The organism is Moorella humiferrea, from assembly GCF_039233145.1.
Classification (GTDB): Bacteria; Bacillota; DSM-521; order Neomoorellales; family Neomoorellaceae; genus Neomoorella; species Neomoorella humiferrea.
In genome coordinates this window covers 2,356,526-2,374,463 of record NZ_CP136419.1, presented here as the reverse complement: position 1 = coordinate 2,374,463, position 17,938 = coordinate 2,356,526, and the positions used below count along the sequence as shown (strand labels likewise).

Annotated in this window: 19 protein-coding genes; 10 read left to right on the top strand and 9 right to left on the bottom strand. The window is 50.4% G+C overall.

The annotated features are described in order from the left end of the window. The first annotated feature begins 3 nt into the window (after nt 1-3). The 4 genes from nrfD (at nt 4) to MHFGQ_RS12265 (ending at nt 5,996) form a co-directional block, all read left to right on the top strand. On the top strand, nt 4-1,227 hold the full coding sequence (gene nrfD, locus MHFGQ_RS12280; RefSeq protein WP_170066266.1) for an NrfD/PsrC family molybdoenzyme membrane anchor subunit: 1,224 nt from the start codon (nt 4-6) through the stop codon (nt 1,225-1,227). Between the two features lie 14 nt (nt 1,228-1,241). Further along, entirely contained in the window at nt 1,242-4,397 is a 3,156-nt protein-coding gene (locus MHFGQ_RS12275; protein WP_106005448.1) for a molybdopterin-dependent oxidoreductase, read from the top strand. A 148-nt stretch (nt 4,398-4,545) separates the two neighbouring features. After that, on the top strand, nt 4,546-5,715 hold the full coding sequence (locus tag MHFGQ_RS12270) for a permease (RefSeq protein WP_106005449.1): 1,170 nt from the start codon (nt 4,546-4,548) through the stop codon (nt 5,713-5,715). A gap of 35 nt (nt 5,716-5,750) precedes the next feature. Further along, nucleotides 5,751-5,996 carry a thioredoxin family protein gene (locus tag MHFGQ_RS12265; RefSeq protein WP_106005450.1) on the top strand — a complete coding sequence of 82 codons (246 nt, stop codon included), beginning with the start codon at nt 5,751-5,753 and terminating at the stop codon, nt 5,994-5,996. Nucleotides 5,997-6,064: 68 nt separating this feature from the next. Here the strand turns inward: MHFGQ_RS12265 and MHFGQ_RS12260 are convergent, their stop codons facing one another. The 6 genes from MHFGQ_RS12260 to MHFGQ_RS12235 form a co-directional block, all read right to left on the bottom strand. Further along, nucleotides 6,065-6,787, bottom strand: a complete 723-nt coding sequence (locus MHFGQ_RS12260; protein ID WP_211292889.1) for a DUF2703 domain-containing protein — start codon at nt 6,785-6,787, stop codon at nt 6,065-6,067. A 14-nt stretch (nt 6,788-6,801) separates the two neighbouring features. Further along, nucleotides 6,802-7,698 carry a permease gene (locus tag MHFGQ_RS12255; RefSeq protein ID WP_106005451.1) on the bottom strand — a complete coding sequence of 299 codons (897 nt, stop codon included), beginning with the start codon at nt 7,696-7,698 and terminating at the stop codon, nt 6,802-6,804. Between the two features lie 121 nt (nt 7,699-7,819). Continuing rightward, nucleotides 7,820-8,176, bottom strand: a complete 357-nt coding sequence (locus MHFGQ_RS12250) for a PadR family transcriptional regulator (protein ID WP_211292890.1) — start codon at nt 8,174-8,176, stop codon at nt 7,820-7,822. A 169-nt stretch (nt 8,177-8,345) separates the two neighbouring features. Then, on the bottom strand, nt 8,346-9,053 hold the full coding sequence (locus MHFGQ_RS12245) for a DUF169 domain-containing protein (RefSeq protein WP_211292891.1): 708 nt from the start codon (nt 9,051-9,053) through the stop codon (nt 8,346-8,348). A gap of 44 nt (nt 9,054-9,097) precedes the next feature. Continuing rightward, nucleotides 9,098-9,448 (bottom strand): ArsR/SmtB family transcription factor, encoded by a 351-nt coding sequence (locus MHFGQ_RS12240; RefSeq protein WP_106005453.1) that lies wholly within the window; start codon nt 9,446-9,448, stop codon nt 9,098-9,100. Between the two features lie 17 nt (nt 9,449-9,465). Then, a complete protein-coding gene (locus MHFGQ_RS12235; RefSeq protein WP_106005454.1) occupies nt 9,466-9,834 on the bottom strand; it encodes a putative zinc-binding protein in 369 nt (122 codons plus the stop codon). A gap of 169 nt (nt 9,835-10,003) precedes the next feature. On the opposite strand from MHFGQ_RS12235, the gene MHFGQ_RS12230 reads away from it, so the two are divergent. The 5 genes from MHFGQ_RS12230 to MHFGQ_RS12210 all read left to right on the top strand — a co-directional run bounded on the left by MHFGQ_RS12230 (nt 10,004) and on the right by MHFGQ_RS12210 (nt 14,730). Further along, complete coding sequence (locus MHFGQ_RS12230) at nt 10,004-10,174, top strand: hypothetical protein (protein WP_170066267.1); 171 nt, start codon at nt 10,004-10,006, stop codon at nt 10,172-10,174. A gap of 119 nt (nt 10,175-10,293) precedes the next feature. Beyond that, the gene (locus tag MHFGQ_RS12225; protein ID WP_106005455.1) at nt 10,294-11,649 is read left to right on the top strand and encodes a radical SAM protein; all 1,356 of its coding nucleotides are present in this window, start codon (nt 10,294-10,296) and stop codon (nt 11,647-11,649) included. 42 nt (nt 11,650-11,691) lie between these two features. Then, nucleotides 11,692-13,089, top strand: coding sequence for a B12-binding domain-containing radical SAM protein (locus tag MHFGQ_RS12220; RefSeq protein ID WP_106005456.1), 1,398 nt, complete (start codon nt 11,692-11,694; stop codon nt 13,087-13,089). 138 nt (nt 13,090-13,227) lie between these two features. Next, nucleotides 13,228-13,656, top strand: coding sequence for an arsenate reductase (thioredoxin) (arsC, locus tag MHFGQ_RS12215; RefSeq protein WP_106005457.1), 429 nt, complete (start codon nt 13,228-13,230; stop codon nt 13,654-13,656). A gap of 114 nt (nt 13,657-13,770) precedes the next feature. Next, nucleotides 13,771-14,730, top strand: coding sequence for a cation diffusion facilitator family transporter (locus MHFGQ_RS12210; RefSeq protein WP_245907835.1), 960 nt, complete (start codon nt 13,771-13,773; stop codon nt 14,728-14,730). Nucleotides 14,731-14,910: 180 nt separating this feature from the next. Here the strand turns inward: MHFGQ_RS12210 and MHFGQ_RS12205 are convergent, their stop codons facing one another. From MHFGQ_RS12205 to MHFGQ_RS12195, 3 genes are all read right to left on the bottom strand, one after another. After that, nucleotides 14,911-15,285, bottom strand: a complete 375-nt coding sequence (locus MHFGQ_RS12205) for a carboxymuconolactone decarboxylase family protein (RefSeq protein ID WP_211292892.1) — start codon at nt 15,283-15,285, stop codon at nt 14,911-14,913. Between the two features lie 62 nt (nt 15,286-15,347). Then, nucleotides 15,348-15,830, bottom strand: a complete 483-nt coding sequence (locus MHFGQ_RS12200) for a putative zinc-binding protein (RefSeq protein WP_106005458.1) — start codon at nt 15,828-15,830, stop codon at nt 15,348-15,350. Between the two features lie 25 nt (nt 15,831-15,855). Next, the gene (locus MHFGQ_RS12195; RefSeq protein ID WP_106005459.1) at nt 15,856-17,253 is read right to left on the bottom strand and encodes an MFS transporter; all 1,398 of its coding nucleotides are present in this window, start codon (nt 17,251-17,253) and stop codon (nt 15,856-15,858) included. A gap of 348 nt (nt 17,254-17,601) precedes the next feature. On the opposite strand from MHFGQ_RS12195, the gene MHFGQ_RS12190 reads away from it, so the two are divergent. After that, nucleotides 17,602-17,934: an ArsR/SmtB family transcription factor gene (locus tag MHFGQ_RS12190; protein WP_106005460.1), complete on the top strand. Its 333-nt coding sequence runs from the start codon at nt 17,602-17,604 to the stop codon at nt 17,932-17,934. Nucleotides 17,935-17,938: the final 4 nt, after the last annotated feature.

Sequence of the window (17,938 nt, the reverse complement as noted above, 5' to 3'; positions counted from 1 at the left end):
GTTATGAAAAAAATAAGTTGGATAATTACCATAGCAGCTTTACTGGTCGGCGCCATCGGGGTCTACCAGTATCTGGTTTTTGGCGAACAAGCGGCAGGTTATTCCAGCGCCGTCCCCTGGGGACTGGGAGTGGCCACCTATATGCTTGCCAGTGGTTTATCCGCCGGGATCTATCTCCTCACCAGCCTGGTTTACATTTGCGGCGTAAAAGAGCTGGAGCCGTTCAGGCAGGTGGGTCTCGTGGCGGCCCTGTCGGCTTTACTTGCTGCCCTAGTCGCCATTGGCCTGGACCTGGGACACCTGGGACGGGCCTGGCGGATCTTTATTAGCCCCAATCCCCACTCACCCATGGCCTGGATGGTCTGGTTGTATACTATTTATTTTCTCCTCCTCATACTCCAGCTTTATTTCGACAGTCGCGGCGATTCAGCACCAGCACCAGACGCAGGGACGACAGAGATACCTGGAGATAAGCGGCCGGGGCGTTACCTGGCTATCACCGGCGTGCTGGTAGCGCTGGCCTTCAGCGGCGGCCTGGGCGCTTTGCTAGGTGTGGTCCAGGCCAGGCCCTACTGGAGCAATCCTCTTTTGCCGGTTATGTTTTTAGTTGCCGCCCTGGCTTCCGGTTCCGCCTTGCTTATCTTTGTAGTGGCTGTGGTAAATCCCGACCAGCAGGATGAGGAAACCGGCCGGGCCATCAACCTCCTAGCCCGGATTGTTGTCGGGCTCCTGGTTTTTTACCTCCTCTTTGAACTGGCGGAAATGCTGTTGGGCAGCTACTACCTCTCCCCATCCCATGCCCTACCATACCAGCTCATCTTGACCGGTCCGAACTGGTGGATCTTCTGGGTCGTACATCTGGTGGTGGGAGCCTTAATTCCGGTGCTCTTACTGGTACGAGGCAATATCACAGCTAAAACCGCAGGTTGGGCCGGCTTTTTGATCACCCTGGGTTTCCTGGGAGTACGCTACAACATCGTTGTACCAGGTCTGCTGGCGCCGCCTTTCACAGCCCTGCCGTCCGCCTATAGCGAGCCCGGGCTGGCTTATACCTATGTACCCACTTTGAACGAATGGCTGGTAGTACTTTTTGTCCTGGCCCTGGGTGTATTTATCTTTAAGCTGGGAATAGAGTACCTGCCGTTCAGCCGTCGCCCGGACAACGCGGTAACCCCGCCGGCCCATCACGTGGAAACAGGCGCTGATCTGTCTCGTCGATACTCGTAGAGGAGGTGCAATCCATGACCCTTAAAATCGGACGCAGGGAATTTTTAAAAACCTCAGCCTTGCTGGGCGGAGCAACCTTGCTGGCGGCTGAGGCCCCTTCTATGGCCGGCCAGAAAGGGAGTGCAGCGGCCGGCCCGAAGGGAACCTGGGATAGCCAGTACGACCTGGCCCAGGCCGAGAACATGGTTTACGGTGTCTGCCTGCAGTGTAATACCCAATGCACGCTAAAGGGCAAACTGAGTAATGGCGTCCTGGTCAAGCTGGATGGTAACCCCTACAGCCCGGTCAATTATTACCCCCAGATACCTTACAATACCTCCCCCGATGTAGCGGCCAAAATTGATGGCCGGCTTTGTCCCAAGGGCCAGGCCGGCGTCCAGACCCTCTACGATCCCTACCGCCTGGTCAAAGTGCTTAAACGTAACGGCCCCCGCGGTTCAAATAAATGGAAGACGATTTCCTTTGAGCAGGCCGTTAAAGAGATTGTAAACGGCGGTAAACTATTCGCCGATATCGGCGAAGATCGCGTCGTTCCCGGCTTTAAGGACGTCTTTGTGGCTAAAGACGCTGCCGTCTTTAAAACCCTGGCCGAAGATGCGGCGAAGGTAGCCGGGAAGGAAATGTCCCTGGCTGATTTTAAAAGCAAACACGCTGCCCATCTCGACCTCCTTCTTGACCCCAATCACCCAGACCTGGGGCCAAAAAACAATCAATTTGTTTTCATGGCCGGCCGTATTGAGCCTGGCCGCAGCGATTGGACCAAGCGTTTTGTTCTCAACAGCTTCGGTTCGGTTAACTGGTTCGAGCATACCACCATCTGCGAGCAGAGCCATCACGTCGCATACAAGTGGGCTACGGCCCAGTACAGCGATGGCAAATGGTCGCCGGGTCCGAACCACATGAAACCTGATTTTCGTTGGTCGCGGTTTGTCATCTTCTGGGGTACTGGTGCCTTTGAGGCCAACTTCGGTCCTACGCCTATGGCCGAACAAATTACCCGTGCCCTAACAGAAAAAGGCCTAAAAATAGCCGTAGTCGACCCGCGTTTTTCCAAAACGGCCGCCCACGCCAACTGGTGGATACCTGTTAAACCTGGAGGCGATCTGGCCCTGGCCCTGGGGATGATCCAGTGGATTCTGGCCAACGAGCGTTACGACGCCAGGGCCCTGGCCAATGCCAACCGGGCCGCGGCTGAACAGGACGGGGAAAAGTCGTGGACCAACGCCACCTGGTTGGTAAAAATAAATCAGGACGGCCAACCGGGTGCTTTCCTGCGGGCCGGCGAGGTCGGTCTGGCAGATGGCGATAAAGGCAAGAACCTCTTTGTCGTCTCGCGCAACGGTCGACTGGTGGCCGTTGATCCTGAGGATAAAGATAATCCTGTGGAAGGAGATCTCTTTGTTAGCGCCGAGATAAACGGTATAAAGGTCAAATCGGCCCTGACGATCCTAAAAGAAGAAGCTGCCTCCAAGAACCTGGATGAACTGGCTGCCGAGGCCGGGGTTCCGGTCCAGGCTATTATCGATCTGGCCCGGGAATTTACCAGTTACGGCAAGCAGGCCGCCATTGATTTCTATCGCGGCGCCGTCCAGCATACCAATGGCTATTACACGGCCCAAGCCATCATAATCCTCAATTTGCTTATCGGCAATGTAGACTGGCGCGGGGGCCTCACTACCGGCGGCGGTTCCTGGGCCGCCGGCGGGGGCAAGCCGGGTCAACCCTTTGACCTCGGTAAGATGCACAGCGGGAAGATAACCCCTTGGGGGATCAAGCTTACCCGTGAAGGCGCTTATTACGACCGCAGCACTTTGTTTAACGGTTTCCCGGCGGAAAGGCCATGGTATCCCCTGACTTCCGACGTGTATCAGGAAATAATCCCGGCGGCCGGGGCGGGTTATCCTTATCCCATAAAAATCCTCTGGCTGCATATGGGCACACCGGTCCTGGCGGCGCCGGCCGGGGCGGAACAGATTAAAATTTTATGCGATACCGAGCGCATACCGTTATTTATCGCCGACGATATTGTTATCGGCGAGACTTCCATGTATGCCGATTATATCTTCCCCGACCTCACTTATCTTGAGCGTTGGGCCTTTCTGGGGGCTCCGCCCTCCACGACTACCAAAACCACCAAGCTGCGCCAGCCCATCGCCGCCCCCATACCGGAAACGGTAAGGGTTTTCGGTGAGGAGATGCCGATCTCCGTGGAAGCGGTGATGCTGGCCATAGCGGAGGCTTTAGGGTTGCCGGGTTACGGCAAAGACGGTTTTGCGCCTGGCTGGGACTTTAAAAGACCGGAAGATTATTATCTCAAGGCGGCGGCCAACGTGGCCTACGGCGACAAGCCCGGCGATGAAGTCCCCGACGCCGACGACCGTGAACTGGCAGTTTTTAAAGCGGCACGCCGCCATTTGCCGCCGGCCGTATTTAATGAAGCCGCCTGGCGGCAGGCGGTGGGCGAAGACCGCTGGCGCAAAACCGTTTATGTCCTCAACCGCGGCGGCCGCTTTGAAGAGAGCACTGGCTCTGCCGGCAAATACGTCGAGCATCCCTTCGGCAAACTAATAAACCTTTATGTCGAGCCCGTGGCAACGACGCGGGATAGCATTACGGGCCGCCTATTCGGCGGCGTGCCCCGGTTGGAGCCGGTTAGCAACAGCGACGGAACGCCGGTAAAGGATGCGGATTATCCCCTGCAGCTCATTACCTTTAAAGAAATTTTCGGAGGGCAGTCCCGGACTATTGGCAACTACTGGGGACAGGTGGCCCTTTTACCGGAAAACTTTATCTTGATGCACCGCTCCGACGGTACCAGCCTGGGCCTGCGCGACGGCGACCTGGTAAAACTCGTCTCCCGGACCAACCCCGACGGCAAGCTGGACCTGGGCCCGGGCGGCGTCGAGGCGGTGCAGGGGAAGGTTAAACTGATCGAGGGCATTCGACCGGGTGTAATTGCCGTATCCTGGCATTACGGCCACTGGGCCTACGGCGCCCGGGACGTAGTTATCGACGGGCAGGTCGTCAAGGGCGACGCCCGACGCAGGGGCGGTCTGTGCGCCAATCCAGTGCTGCTCCTCGACACGCGGATGAAAACTACCTGCCTGACCGATCCTATCGGTGGCAGCGCCTCCTTCTACGATACGCGGGTTAAAGTGGAGAAAGTATAAGAAAGTTCCTCATTAAGAAGCGGAGATGGGCGATGAGCCCTTCCCCGCTTTTTTTGTTCCTTCTTGACAAAACCATTAGTTGCTTCTAAACTAATATATAGTTAAATTATAATAAACTAATAGAATAACATAAGAGGAGATGTATTCTATGAGCAAGCAGGCAAAATTGCTATTAATTGTCGCCGTGTTTTTGGCGGCTTACTTCCTGCCCTTCCAACATCCCCGGATGCAGAGCGCTATCCTGGAAGCCTTCTACATGCTGCAGGAGTATGCTCGGGAACACGTGTTGTTCTGCCTGGTACCGGCCCTTTTCATCGCCGGGGCCATGAGCAATTTCCTTTCCTCCCAGGCGGTCATGAAGTACCTGGGACCTGAGAGTAAAAAAATTACGGCCTACGGCGTCGGTGCCGTATCGGGGGCAATCCTAGCCGTCTGCTCCTGTACTGTCTTACCTTTGTTCATGGGCATATATAAGCGCGGCGCCGGGCTGGGACCGGCCATAGCCTTCCTCTATTCTGGGCCGGCGATAAACGTCCTGGCCATCATCTTAACTGCTCGAGTGCTGGGCTGGCAGATCGGCGTGGCCAGGGCCCTGGGAGCCGTCCTGTTTTCGGTAATAATCGGCCTCATCATGGCCCTGCTCTTCAGGGGCGAAGAAAAGGAACGAGCCAAAGGGCTGCTCATGCCGGAAGGAGAAAAACCATCCCGGACTCTCGGGCAGACGGTTCTTTATTTCCTGGTCCTGGTCCTGATCCTTATCTTTGCCGCCTGGGGTAAACCGGCGGAACAAGCGGGCTTCTGGTACGCGGTTTACAGCGTCAAATGGTACATGGTTATAACGCTTCTCTTAGCCCTGGCCGTTATTTTAAAGGCATGGTTCAAGGGGGAAGAACTGTCGGCCTGGGTGGACTCGACATGGGATTTCAGCATTAAAATCCTGCCCCTCCTTTTCGGCGGCGTGCTGGCGGCCGGGTTCCTCATGGGCAGGCCCGGTGTCGATACCGGCATTATCCCTGCTAGATATGTTGCTATGGTGGTAGGGGGTAACAGCCTCCTGGCCAACTTTACCGCTTCTGTTGTCGGCGCTTTCATGTACTTTGCCACCCTTACGGAAGTGCCGATAGTCCAGGGACTAATAGGGTCCGGAATGGGCCAGGGTCCGGCTTTGGCCCTCCTGCTGGCGGGCCCGGCCTTGAGCCTGCCCAGCATGCTCGTAATCAACAGCGTGCTGGGCTTCAAGAAAACCTTTGCCTACGTCTCCCTGGTAGTCATCATGGCTACCTTGACGGGGATGGTTTTTGGCGCTTTAGTTGGCTAAAATTAAAGTAAAAATAAAAAAGGAGATGAAGGTCCATGGTAATTAAAGTCTTAGGTACGGGATGCGCCCGGTGCAAAGCTCTGGAACAAAACGTGATGAATGCCCTGGCGGAAATGGGTGTGGCCGCCGATGTGGAAAAGGTGACGGACCTCAACAAGATAACCGATTACGGCGTTATGATGACACCGGGACTGGTAGTTAACGAAAAGGTTAAAGTGTTCGGCCGGGTGCCCGACAAAGAAGAGATCAAGAAATTGATTCAGGAGGAAATAGGCCAATAAGACGGCAGGGCCACGGGGTTATCTTTTCCTGTGGCCCTGTTCTGTAATAGATTGGGTAGTACCGTATATTAGTTGCAACATCTTGACGCGGGGGAAACACCGCAGCAACTTTCTGTTGCTACCTGTTTACCAATATTTCTGGCAGCGGTTTCTTCTTCTTTTTTGCGTTTGGCGGCAAAGAAGCGCTTTAAATTCTCAGGCAACTCCTTGAGTGGTTCCCTTTCAGCCGGGGCCTCTATCCCACCGCCGTAAACATGTTTCAAGATGGCCTCAATAATCATCCCTTTGGGGGCTTCGGTATATTCCTTGCCCTGGTATACCCAGACGCGGCAGTCGACATCCTCACCGCAGAGGTCGCCGCAGGATTCGCAGAGGCTTTCCCTCACGTCCAGCTGGATATCTTGGCCGTTAATGCGAATGGTAGGCGAACTGACAAACCCCAGAGCTAAGGCCTGTTCTTCCGTTTGCACGTGAATCTTTTTCAAGTTGACCTTAACCCCGGTAGCCTCTAAAACCCCGGCCACTTCGTGGAGGGCCTCATCCAGGTTACGCCCCGTACCCTGGCAGCGGGTGCAGGCATCCAGGTCCAGGTAGAGAAATTCGATGTCAATGGTGCGCTGGTGAGACTCTTTTTCCTCGGGTTTTTCCGGGTCGGCTGACGAAGAAGCGCAGCAGCAAGCGTTATTAGAAGTTTGGTTTTCCCCTTCAGGAATCTCTTCAATTTGAATAGAACAGCAAGAACCTCCCTGCCGGCCAAAGACCATGGACAGCAATCCTTTCTTTTCCACCATTATATATAGCCTCCTCATGCAAAAATTATATTAAATGTATATCCGGCCAGGACGGCGACGGTAAAGATAGTAAGAACGAAGGCCGCTACCAGGCGAGGCTTAAAGATGCTCGCCAGCAAGGTAACTTCGGGAATGCTGGCCCCGGCGCCGCCGATAATTAAAGCAATAAGGGTTCCTAGGCTCATACCTTTCTGGAGCAGGACCATACCGATGGGGATCATGGTTTCGACGCGGATATAAAGGGGGATGCCGATAATTGCCGCCACGGGGACGGCCAGGGGGTTGCCGGGGCCGGCTACGCGGGCAACGAACTCGGCCGGGATAAAGCCGTAGATAAAAGCACCTATCGCCACACCGATTAAGAGATAGGGCAATACACCGATAAACTGGTGCCACGCTCCGTTTAGGGCACGAACTAACCGGGAGCAGAAATCATGTGGTTCCTGGTTGTCGGTGTGGCCGCCGCTGATGCGGACCCTCTTTACCTGGTCGGCAAGACCGAGTTTTTCCCACGCGGCTCCAAGTATGACGCTAAGAATAAAGGTTATAGCCGCGTAGGTTACAGTCGCCTGCCATCCTAGAAAGGCCAGAAATAAACCCAGGATGACGGGATTGAGCAGGGGAGAAGCCAGGAGGAAGGAACTGGCGGCGCCGAAGGGAGCGCCGGCATTTATCAATCCTACCATAATCGGGATAGTGGAACAGGAGCAAAAGGGAGTAATGGCCCCCAGGGCTGCACCCAGGATGTTGCCCTGGCCCCGGCGACCGCTGAGGACCCGCTGGATGGTTGCCGCTGGTATATATTCCTGCAGCAAACCAACCAGGAAGCTGACACTGATGAAGAGGACAACCAGTTCTACGGTAATGGTAAAAAAGAAATGAAATGCCTGGCTTAAGGAGTTGATGCCCATTTGTGCACCTCCATGGGGATAATTATGTTTACCCGCTATAAAAGCTAGCCTTAATACCTAGATGGGCAATGCATTGGCCTATACATATATACTTCACCTCCGTCGAAGCGCCCTATCTTGATTACTCGCGATCTTCTGGGACCTTTATTGCCTGTAAAATATAATTGGTAACCTCCCGCCAGGCATCGACGGCGACGCGGAAGGCTTCCTGTCCTTTTGGAGTAAGGGTATAAACCTTGCGTTCCCGGCCTCCGGCTATCTCAACGGCAGAAGTTACGTAGCCACCCTCTTCGAACTCTCGGAGAACCGGGTAAATCGTACCCTCGGTGGGCGTACAGCAGCCCTTGGTGACTTCAGCTACGGTGCGGGCTATCTCGTAGCCGTGCATAGGCTGGGTGTAGAGGACGCGCAGGATAAAAAAACGCGACAAGCACATCTTGATGATGCCGTTCCAGTATTCGCGAGCGGTATAGTCCACTTGACCTCACCTTTGGCCTCTATACCTAGAGGGGTAATGCTTACGAGCTGTATTATATGGTATGCGTCTGGCAGTGTCAAGGGTATAAGTTGAAAAAACCGGGATGGGCACCGCTATTAGCCTGCTCCCGGTATTTTAAATATCCCTTGTTTTTATAAGTGATTTTTACTTAATTCCCGCAGCCGCTGAAGGAATGAAACGCTTGCTTGGCTCTGGCCCGAACCATTGGTTTGAGGGATAATTTTTCCAGATTTTTAACAACGTAATCCAATTGGTCATAGGGTATTCCCAACAAATTTTCGCTGTCTTCAATGTTGGTCGCTTCCCGGCAACCGAAACAACCTAGGCTGCAATTTATTTTTCCTGTCACAAAGGGGATTACCGTTGCATCAACGCATGTTGCCTGGAATATTGCCGAGTTAAATTCTAGCCGTTCGCCGGTTTCATAAATAGAGGCCAGTGCCAGCCACATGAGATGCTCTGGGAAGGATTCCACTACCACAACATCCGGCTGTATTTCAATATTTGCCAGCGGGCTTAAAATAACGCCACTATATTCTCCTAATTTCAGCCTGGTCATGCTACCCATGGCATTCTTGCCCGCTTCTGGCGTCGCAAAAAGCCCCATGTTGTAAAGCATTTGACCTGTTGCGAGTGCTTCGGCCAGGGGTTTTAAGCCAAAGGCGGCTGCCGATGCCGGGCAGGAGATGTTTTCGGCTGTTATCAGGATCTTTTCGCCATTTCCGGCTCGCATTAAAGCCTGACAGTATCTGGTTTTGGTTTCCCCGTCATATTGATCTTTAAGTACCTGCTTATCCGTATCTTTGATAAATTTAACGCCCACTGGTTCCCTTTTGAGGTTTAAGATTTCTTTCATTTTCGAAGCCAATTCGGCAGGACCGGCCATCATGTTCCCTCCCTTTATAAATTTTTCCTCTCGCACAATCTATTGTTTTTTTCCATTTCCGAAAGCCTTTCCAAATCTTTTGAAGCCAGGGGATACTCATGAATACGGGAAATAATAGTTTTTAAAATTTCTTTTGGTAACGGGTCGTCGATATTTAGATGATAAAAAATCCACTGGCCCTGGCGTTCATCCCTGACATACCCTACATCCCGCAATTTGGCGAGGTGCCTGGAAACTTTAGGTTGAGAAATCTGTAATATATTGGATATTTCACAGACGCATAGTTCTTTGTGGTATAGCAGCAGCAAGATCCTTAATCGTGTTTCATCGGCTAGGATTTTGAATAAATCCTGCAAACGGTCCATAGCTCATTCCCTTAACTTTAGTCTGCGAAAAATTTATCGATACTTGCTTTTACCTTTGCTTCCACTTTGTCCATACCTGTTTCATCGGCGAAATTTTTATTTTTAGCAATACCGAAATCGCCGGTCAGGACAATTTCTTCATAATCGGTAATGCCTACTTTATCAAGGGCTTTAGAGGAACATTTAATGGGACAACCGTTTAAAGCAATAAAATGGTCATTGGCCTTGGCCATATCAATAATTGAAGGAATTGCCAGAGGGAGTCCTAGGGAACATACCATGTTGATTTTTTCGTTGTCTACAAATTTGAGGGCTACTTTATGCGTCATATTTCCCACATTACAGGCGCCCTGACATGGTAGAATACCTAATTTACGCGTAGCCATTTTTAATTCCCCCTATAAAAATATATATACGCATATCCGTATATTAGTATAATAAACTTTAGCTGAGGAATTGTCAAGCAAGAAGTGTAAATGGAATTGATGTTGTTTATAACTCGTCTTTATAGGAAAATAAAAATAAGCCATTTTATTGCATGAAGGAGCTGGTACCATGGGTAAGGTGATAATTGCCCTCAACGAGGAAGAACAGTTAATGCTGCAACGCATCTGCCTGGATAAAGATGCCGAAGAGGCTTTGGAATTCGTATTGCAGAAAATTGCTCCCAAGATACCCAAAAAGATTCCCTGCCTGGCAGGAGTGCTGATGCAACCCGAAAGGTAGGGGGCAAGTTAGAAGTTAATTAATAAGAAGATTGCAACGAAATCCCCTTGACTTTTAAAATCACCATAATATAATATAACAAAAAAATTAATTAGTTATCAACTTATGGAGGGAGGACAATGAAAACGGCTATTTCTTTTTTTGGCGAGGCTTTGGTTAAGCAAGGGCTTAGTTACATTGAACGGGAACCGGAGAAAAACCTTGCCAAGCTGTTAAATTGGGCCGAGCACCTGGCGCCGCATCCGGTACATAAAGATCAGATTCGTAGGGCCAAAGATGTCTTAAGCAACCCTGAGAGCAACTGGCATCAATTAGTCATGCGGGTATTTAAAGAGTTAAATCCCCGGGCCCGCCAGAAAGTGATCACCAACTTTTTATTAAATTCCTGGCTGATTGGTATTCCCAGGCAACGGGCTATATCGGAAAAAGAAGATTTTAATGTTCCTTATGCGATTCTTCTGGATCTTACTGCGCGGTGTAATCTCCGTTGCCGCGGCTGTTGGGCCGGGGATTATGAGCAGGGTTATCAATTAGAGCTGCCTTTAGTGGAACGATTGTTAAAAGAAGCCCAGGAGCTGGGGATCTACTTTTTGGTATTGTCCGGTGGCGAGCCGCTGGTGAGGACGAGGGATGTCCTGTATCTGGCCTCCTGTTTCCCGGAAATGGTCTTTCATGTCTATACCAACGGAACCTTGATAAGTGAGCAATTAGCTGATAACGTAGCGGCCGTGGGCAATATTACTTTTGCCATCAGTTTGGAGGGTTTTGAAGAACAGACGGATAATCGCCGCGGAAAAGGAGTATACAAAAAAGTAATGCGGGCTATGGACATCTTGCGGGAACGGGGTATACCCTTCGGCTTTTCGGCAACGTATACCCGCGAAAACACCGAGGCTATTGCCAGCGATGCCTTCATTGATTTGATGATAGAAAAAGGATGCTTATTCGGCTGGCTTTTTACTTATGTGCCGGTCGGACGCGATGCCGATCTGGAGTTGATGGCTACACCGTGGCAAAGGGCCTTAATGTTCTCCAGGGTCCAGACCTGGCGGCAAACAAAGCCGATAGCTGTTTTTGATTTCTGGAACGACGGCGCCCTTACTGACGGTTGCATAGCCGGCGGGCGGCGCTATTTCCATATCAATGCTGCCGGCGAGGTTGAACCTTGCGCCTTTATTCACTACAGTACGGTTAATATTCGCGACGTATCCATGCGCGATGCGCTGCGTTCACCGTTAATGCGGGCCTATCAAAAACGCCAGCCTTTCAATGCCAATCTGCTGCGGCCTTGCCCGTTGATTGATAATCCCCACTCCCTGGCCGACATCATCGCGGAAACCGGGGCTATTAATACCCAAAGCCATGCTGTAAACGCTAAAACCCTGGCCGATTCCCTTATGGACTATGCCTCTGCCTGGGGAAAGATTGCTGATGAATTGTGGGAGAAATTTATGGGACAACAAGCGGATAAGTGACAATAGTTAAACCTGAAAACGCGGAGGGGCAGGATCGGAGCCATGAAAAAGTACAATATCTTGCTCATTCAACCGCGCCCGGACAAGGGACTAGGATTTAAAGACCTGGCGGTTATTGAACCCCTGGGTCTGGAGATGGTGGCTGCAGCCCTGGAAGGAGAAGGCCATCAGGTAGCCATTGTAGATTTATTTAATCCTGCCGATTTGCCCAAAGCGCTCCAGACTTATCAACCGCAGTTGTGCGGTATTAACTGCTCTTTTACCATCGACGTTTATCGTACCCTGGCCATTGCCCGGGCAATTAAAGATGCGAATCCTGCAATTAAAATTTTTGTCGGGGGGCATCATGCCTCGTTAAACCCGGCAGATTTCAAAGACCCGGCCATAGATTGCTTAGTAATCGGCGAGGGCGAAATAACCACCGTGGAATTAGTTAATTGCTGGGCCGAGGAAGGCGATCTGAACCGGGTAGCCGGACTGGTTATCAATCATTATAATAGACAGTTTGCCACTTGCGCCCGGCCCCTCATTAGCGACTTAGATACCTTACCCCTTCCAGCGCGGCATTTAATAAAACCTTATATTAATAAATATTTTTTAGGTTTGGCTAAACCGGTTAGCGCCGTGGAGACGGCGCGCGGTTGCCCTTTCCGTTGCAATTTTTGTAGTGTGTGGCGTTTTTATCAAGGCAAAAGCCGGCGTAAAAGTGTGGAACGGGCGGTAGAAGAGATAGCGAGCCTACCCGCCCGCAGGGTTTTAATAACAGATGATAATTTTTTGGCTGATGTAAAGCGGGCCATGGCTATCGGTATAAAATTAAAGGAACGGGGTGTGAAGAAAAATTATTTCTTTCAGGCTCGGAGTGATACCATTGTCAATCATCCCGAAGTTATTGACTTGTGGCAGGAAATTGGTTTAACGTCCGTCTTTATCGGTTTTGAAAAGATAACGGAAGCGGCCTTGCAGCAGGTAGAAAAACATAATTCAGTACGTAATAACGAAAAGGCCCTGACCATGCTCCAGAGCCGGGGGATTAATGTTATTGCCTCATTTATCGTTGATCCCGACTTTTCCACAGAAGACTTTGAGCAATTAAAGCAATACATTATAGAAAAACGTATTCAAACGCCATCGTTTTCCATTTTAACTCCCCTACCGGGTACCGAGCTGTATGACCAAGTAAGTAATAAGTTGAGCTTTACGAACTGGGAACAATTCGATCTATTACACGCCGTCCTACCCACCTTGTTGCCGCCGTCCCACTTTTACCAGCAATTTGCCTCTCTTTATGCTACAGCCTACCACCGGTTTGATTTAGTAAGAAACAATGCCTGGGGGGCAATAAAGGCTATTTTAAGGCGAGACATTTCCATCAGTCACCTTATAAAAATATGGCGGTCTTTTCGCCGTTTCGCCAGGGCAGCATCTTATTGGCCATAGGGTTACGGGAGGATAAACTGGTCTAACCATGAGTAAATAATACTGGTATTAAAAGAGAAATACTATGGCTACCCAAAAACATGAGCGTAGACGGTGTCTTTTAGACATTGCCGGGTAGTTAGAGGAGGCAGCATATTCATGCCAAAGAAGCCCGTTATTCTTTTTCTCTGTACCGGCAACTCTTGCCGCAGTCAGATGGCTGAAGGTTTCGCCCGGGCCCTGGGCGGGGACAAAGTGGAAGTTTATAGTGCAGGCATCGAGCCAGCCGGTCTGAACCCTCGCGCCGTTGCGGTTATGGCGGAAGCCGGAATCGATATTTCCCGGCAAACCTCCGCCCCCATCGATCCGGAAATCTTAAGCAAGGCTGACCTGATTGTCACCCTCTGCGGCGATGCCCGTGATAAGTGTCCCGTGACCCCACCGACCATTCGTCGCGAACACTGGCCCCTCCGCGACCCTGCCAAGGCCGAAGGAGATGAGGAGGAAATAATGGCGGTTTTCCGTACCGTTCGGGACGAGATCCGGGAAAGGGTGACCCAGCTCCTGAAAGATATTTTTAATACTTGATTGATTGCACTGTTTTTACTTTTTCGGTTGACAAGAAGTCGTACTAAAGATAGTATATAAGTAATAAAGAATAAAGTAATATAATCTTACGAAACAAGACGGGGTGGGTAAAAAGTGGAGAATCATGAGCATAACAATGATAGGCGTCTGCATCACCATGATCACCATCATCACCACAGCCATCTGGAAACAGGAACGGTAAACGGCCTGAACCTGGTGCTAACGATGCTGTTAAACCTGCTTATTACCGTTGCGGAAATAGCTGGAGGCTTACTGGCGGGAAGCCTTTCCTTGGTTTCCGATGCCCTACACAACTTAAGTGATGCGGCGGCCGTGGCCATCAGCCTGGCGGCGTTACGTTTTTCCCGGCGGGAGGCAACCCTGGAGAAAACCTTCGGTTTTCAGCGTCTGGAGATTCTGGCCGCCCTGTTCAATTCCGCTGTGTTAATAGCGATTTCCCTTTTGCTTTTTAAGGAATCGGCAACCCGCTTACTACATCCCCAGGCTATCAATAGCTCAATGATGATGGTTGTCGGAGCCCTCGGTTTATTAGCCAACACCCTGGCGGCTTTACTCCTGCGGCGCGACGCCGGCAAGAGCCTGAACGTGCGTTCTTCATACCTGCATTTATTCTCCGACGCCTTGTCCTCAGTGGCGGTAGTTGCCGGCGGTATCGCGATCTATTTTTGGCAGATAACCTGGATCGACCCCCTTTTAACCATCTTAATTGGCCTGTATGTCATTAATGAAAGCTATGAAATTGTTGCTGATACAGTCCAGATTCTCATGGAAGGCACACCCAAAGGGATAAAACTGGAGGAAATATATACCTCGATCAAAAGCTTACCGGGTATCCGCGATCTGCATCATGTGCATGTCTGGCAGTTGGGAGAGCGGCAGATTAATTTTGAAGGCCACATCGACCTGGAACAGGATATATCTATCAGTGAATCGGAAAAGCTACGTCGGCAAGTGGAAGCCTTATTGCGGGATAAATTCGGCATCGAGCACATTATGCTCCAAATGGAATACGAAGGCTGCACGGGTAGGGGGTTGCTTTCCTGCATAATTTAAAAGGGGCATTAAGCCCCTTTCAGACTGTTGACAAACCCCTATTTTTTAAAAACTAGTCCCCTGAAACCAAGAGAATTTCGCGGATTTTAAGAAGGCTTTTACCTTAAAAGGGACTTTTTCTACAGCCTGAAAGGGGCATTAAGCCCCTTTTCCCTTTGGCAAAATAGCAGGGATATCAGCCTATTTTTCCCCGGCGAGCATTTCCAGGGCGTTTACTGCAGTGGAAAAGATAGTAGAGGAAGTAGTAAAACGGGCGGTAATTAGGGCCTCGATTATTTCTTCGGCGGTAGCTCCTTTACGACGGGCGATTTTCGCCTGGGTGAGGGTACAGCTCTCAGAACCCAGGGCGGCAGCAACAGCGAAACTGATCAAGGCTTTATACTTTTCCGGGATAGCCTGTCCTGAGGCTGCAAACTGCTTGCTGCGGGCATGTTCCAAAACCATTTCCGGCCGCAGTTGCGCCAAATACTTCATCGGTTTGGGTTCACTGCCGGTTTCTTGGGCCATTTTCGCAAGCAATTCTTCGACATTGAGATTCCCCATGTCTTTACTCATGATTTTCAACCCCCATTTTTAATTAATTTCTTTATATATTTAATTGTTACCGGTTACCGGTCCTACTTAGCATCATAACCTCCCGCATCGCTAACTTCCATCCGGCCCTTTTCGATTTTTTCTACGCTAGCAACAATGGCCTCGGCGACGTTGGTAATAGCGGCGGCGTCCTCCAGGATAAAGGATTTGGGCACATTGCAGTCCCTGGTAACAACCAGGCTCTCGTTAACGTGGAAACCGGCCTTTTCTAGGGTGCGGCGGGCACACTGCATGGGGCAACCGTCTACAGCCACGATACCTTTGGCTTCAGCAGCGGCGCGGCTGACATTTTTCAAACCGGCCGAGATGCTGGCCAGGCAAAGGAGGGCGGCCCGGTCATATCCTAGGCGCCGGGCAGCCGCGTTGCTGCCCAGTACCGTGCTCTGGCCTACATTGGAGGCCCCGGCGCAGTAAAAGATAGCTACCGGTGCCGGACGTTCTACCACTTTAATGCCCTTGACCTTTTGATCCATATATGGAAGGTACCAATTTTCATGTTGTGTCATGAACTATCCCACCTTTTAAATTAATTTATTTACCACGCCGGGAGGAGATAACGGCCCCGGCAAAACTTAAAACGGCTGCCAGGTAATAGACGAAACCCATACTTCTGACGAACGCTTGATTGTACTCAAGGGGCATAGCGGCCATCCGCGAACTGAAGATGGCTACAGAAAATGTGATACCGATGACCATACCCAGATTTTTGATCAATTGACTGATACCGGTGGCGGCACCAAGCTTGTTTTTGGGCACGCTGCCCATAACGCAGCTATTGTTCGGGGACTGGAACATCCCCAGGGAGGCGCCCATTACGGCGATATAAATAATTATCAAGGTTATAGGCGTTTGCAGGCTGATGTTGGCCAGGGCCACCAGGGCTAGGCCGTTCAATACCAGGCCGGTGGTGGTTAAGAGAACATAGCCGATTTTATCGGAAAGCCAGCCGCTGAAAGAGGCGGTAATGGCCATGGCCGCCGGGAAAGCCATCATCAGGAAACCGGCTTTCTGGGGAGTAAAGCCCAGCACTTTCTGGTAGAAAAAAGGTATCAAAACCGTCGGTGAATACATGGTAATAAAAGATACCAGGGCGGCTATAATTGACGAGGTAAAGGTCCAGTTTTTAAAGAGCTGGAAATCGAGGATAGCATTAGCGCGGCGACGTTCGTAAAAAATCAAAAATAGGCTGCTGATTATAAAAAGGAGAATGCTAATAAGAATTATGGGGCTGGTCCAGCCGTAAACATTGGCATTGGAAAAACCGTAGATAAAGGTAACAATAGCGATAATAACAGCCAGCGCCCCGGTGTAATCGAAGTTCAATTTTTCTTTTAAACGCCTGTCCCGGGGTATGGTTACCGCCGAGGCCAGGAAGCCGGCGAGGGCTACCAGGAAGGTTAAAAAGAAGACGGCCCGCCAGCCCATCCAGCCGATTACTAAACCTCCCAGGGGCGGCCCGGCCAAGCTGCCGATGGCCACTACAGTTCCTAAAAACCCCAGGTTTTTACCGCGCTCTTCCGGTGGGTAATTTTCTGTTGCTATCGCCATGCCGTTGGCCATTACCATGGATCCACCTACAGCCTGTAAAACCCGGAAAAAAATGAGCATCCCGATACTGGTGGCCAAAGCGCAAAAGAGGGTGAAAATGGTGATAACAAAGTAACCGGCGTTATAGATACGGCGGCGGCCGTAAGCGTCGGCCATGGTGCCGAAGATCAAGAGAAGGGCGGACATGGCCAACAAATAGACAGAAGTGACCCACTGGACAGTATTGATATTAGTTTTAAAATAGCTGGCGATGGTTGGCAGGCCGACATTAATTACACCGCCATCAAAAGTGGAAATAAAGGCGCCGATGGCTACCGTAGCAAGAATCCATTTGTTTTTGGCATATGTTCTTGTTTCACCTACCAAAGTCTCTACTGCCATTTGTCTCACCCCATTAACTTTTTATTATATTATTATATTAGCAATAAAAAATAAAAAGTCAATAGCCAAATTGGGTTAAACTCATTAATTGAAAATGTCGGTAGGTTTTTGGAATTTTTTACCTCTTTCTCAGCATAGATTTATTATTTACCTTCTAGCTATATTCTTTAATAGAAATTAGTATTTATTCATATAAGATCTTTTTTCATCCCGGATTTTGCCTTTACTTATTGTAAACAGATTAATTTTATGCATCAGCACAGTTGATAAAGGGTTTTACTTGACAAAGGGCAATATAAATTATAGGCTGGATATAGTGATATTCTAATATATAAGAGGTAAGTAACAATGGAACGCATCCATAATTTAAAAGCGGAATTTTTCAAAGCCCTGGCTCACCCCACCAGGGTGCGGATTATAGAACTTTTACGCCATGGTGAGCGCTGCGTTTGTGAGCTGATGGAAGAGCTGGAATTAGAACAGCCCAACATCTCCCAGCACCTGGCCGTCCTGCGCAAACAGGACATTGTCGAGGCCACCAAAGACGGTTTACGGGTGATTTACCGCATCAAGGATCCCCGCATCGTTACTCTACTGGATCTGGCCGGGGAGATTATCGCCAGGGAGATTGCCGAGACTATGGCCCTCATGCAGGGATTCAACAAAGGCAAAACAAAATGAAAGA

What these genes read in the sequence shown, in the direction of transcription:
- nrfD (WP_170066266.1), top strand. Translation starts at nt 4, where the DNA reads ATGAAAAAAATAAGTTGGATAATTACCATAGCAGCTTTACTGGTCGGC.
- MHFGQ_RS12275 (WP_106005448.1), top strand. Translation starts at nt 1,242, where the DNA reads ATGACCCTTAAAATCGGACGCAGGGAATTTTTAAAAACCTCAGCCTTG.
- MHFGQ_RS12270 (WP_106005449.1), top strand. Translation starts at nt 4,546, where the DNA reads ATGAGCAAGCAGGCAAAATTGCTATTAATTGTCGCCGTGTTTTTGGCG.
- MHFGQ_RS12265 (WP_106005450.1), top strand. Translation starts at nt 5,751, where the DNA reads ATGGTAATTAAAGTCTTAGGTACGGGATGCGCCCGGTGCAAAGCTCTG.
- MHFGQ_RS12260 (WP_211292889.1), bottom strand. Translation starts at nt 6,787, where the DNA reads ATGGTGGAAAAGAAAGGATTGCTGTCCATGGTCTTTGGCCGGCAGGGA.
- MHFGQ_RS12255 (WP_106005451.1), bottom strand. Translation starts at nt 7,698, where the DNA reads ATGGGCATCAACTCCTTAAGCCAGGCATTTCATTTCTTTTTTACCATT.
- MHFGQ_RS12245 (WP_211292891.1), bottom strand. Translation starts at nt 9,053, where the DNA reads ATGAAAGAAATCTTAAACCTCAAAAGGGAACCAGTGGGCGTTAAATTT.
- MHFGQ_RS12240 (WP_106005453.1), bottom strand. Translation starts at nt 9,448, where the DNA reads ATGGACCGTTTGCAGGATTTATTCAAAATCCTAGCCGATGAAACACGA.
- MHFGQ_RS12235 (WP_106005454.1), bottom strand. Translation starts at nt 9,834, where the DNA reads ATGGCTACGCGTAAATTAGGTATTCTACCATGTCAGGGCGCCTGTAAT.
- MHFGQ_RS12230 (WP_170066267.1), top strand. Translation starts at nt 10,004, where the DNA reads ATGGGTAAGGTGATAATTGCCCTCAACGAGGAAGAACAGTTAATGCTG.
- MHFGQ_RS12225 (WP_106005455.1), top strand. Translation starts at nt 10,294, where the DNA reads ATGAAAACGGCTATTTCTTTTTTTGGCGAGGCTTTGGTTAAGCAAGGG.
- MHFGQ_RS12220 (WP_106005456.1), top strand. Translation starts at nt 11,692, where the DNA reads ATGAAAAAGTACAATATCTTGCTCATTCAACCGCGCCCGGACAAGGGA.
- arsC (WP_106005457.1), top strand. Translation starts at nt 13,228, where the DNA reads ATGCCAAAGAAGCCCGTTATTCTTTTTCTCTGTACCGGCAACTCTTGC.
- MHFGQ_RS12205 (WP_211292892.1), bottom strand. Translation starts at nt 15,285, where the DNA reads ATGAGTAAAGACATGGGGAATCTCAATGTCGAAGAATTGCTTGCGAAA.
- MHFGQ_RS12200 (WP_106005458.1), bottom strand. Translation starts at nt 15,830, where the DNA reads ATGACACAACATGAAAATTGGTACCTTCCATATATGGATCAAAAGGTC.
- MHFGQ_RS12195 (WP_106005459.1), bottom strand. Translation starts at nt 17,253, where the DNA reads ATGGCAGTAGAGACTTTGGTAGGTGAAACAAGAACATATGCCAAAAAC.
- MHFGQ_RS12190 (WP_106005460.1), top strand. Translation starts at nt 17,602, where the DNA reads ATGGAACGCATCCATAATTTAAAAGCGGAATTTTTCAAAGCCCTGGCT.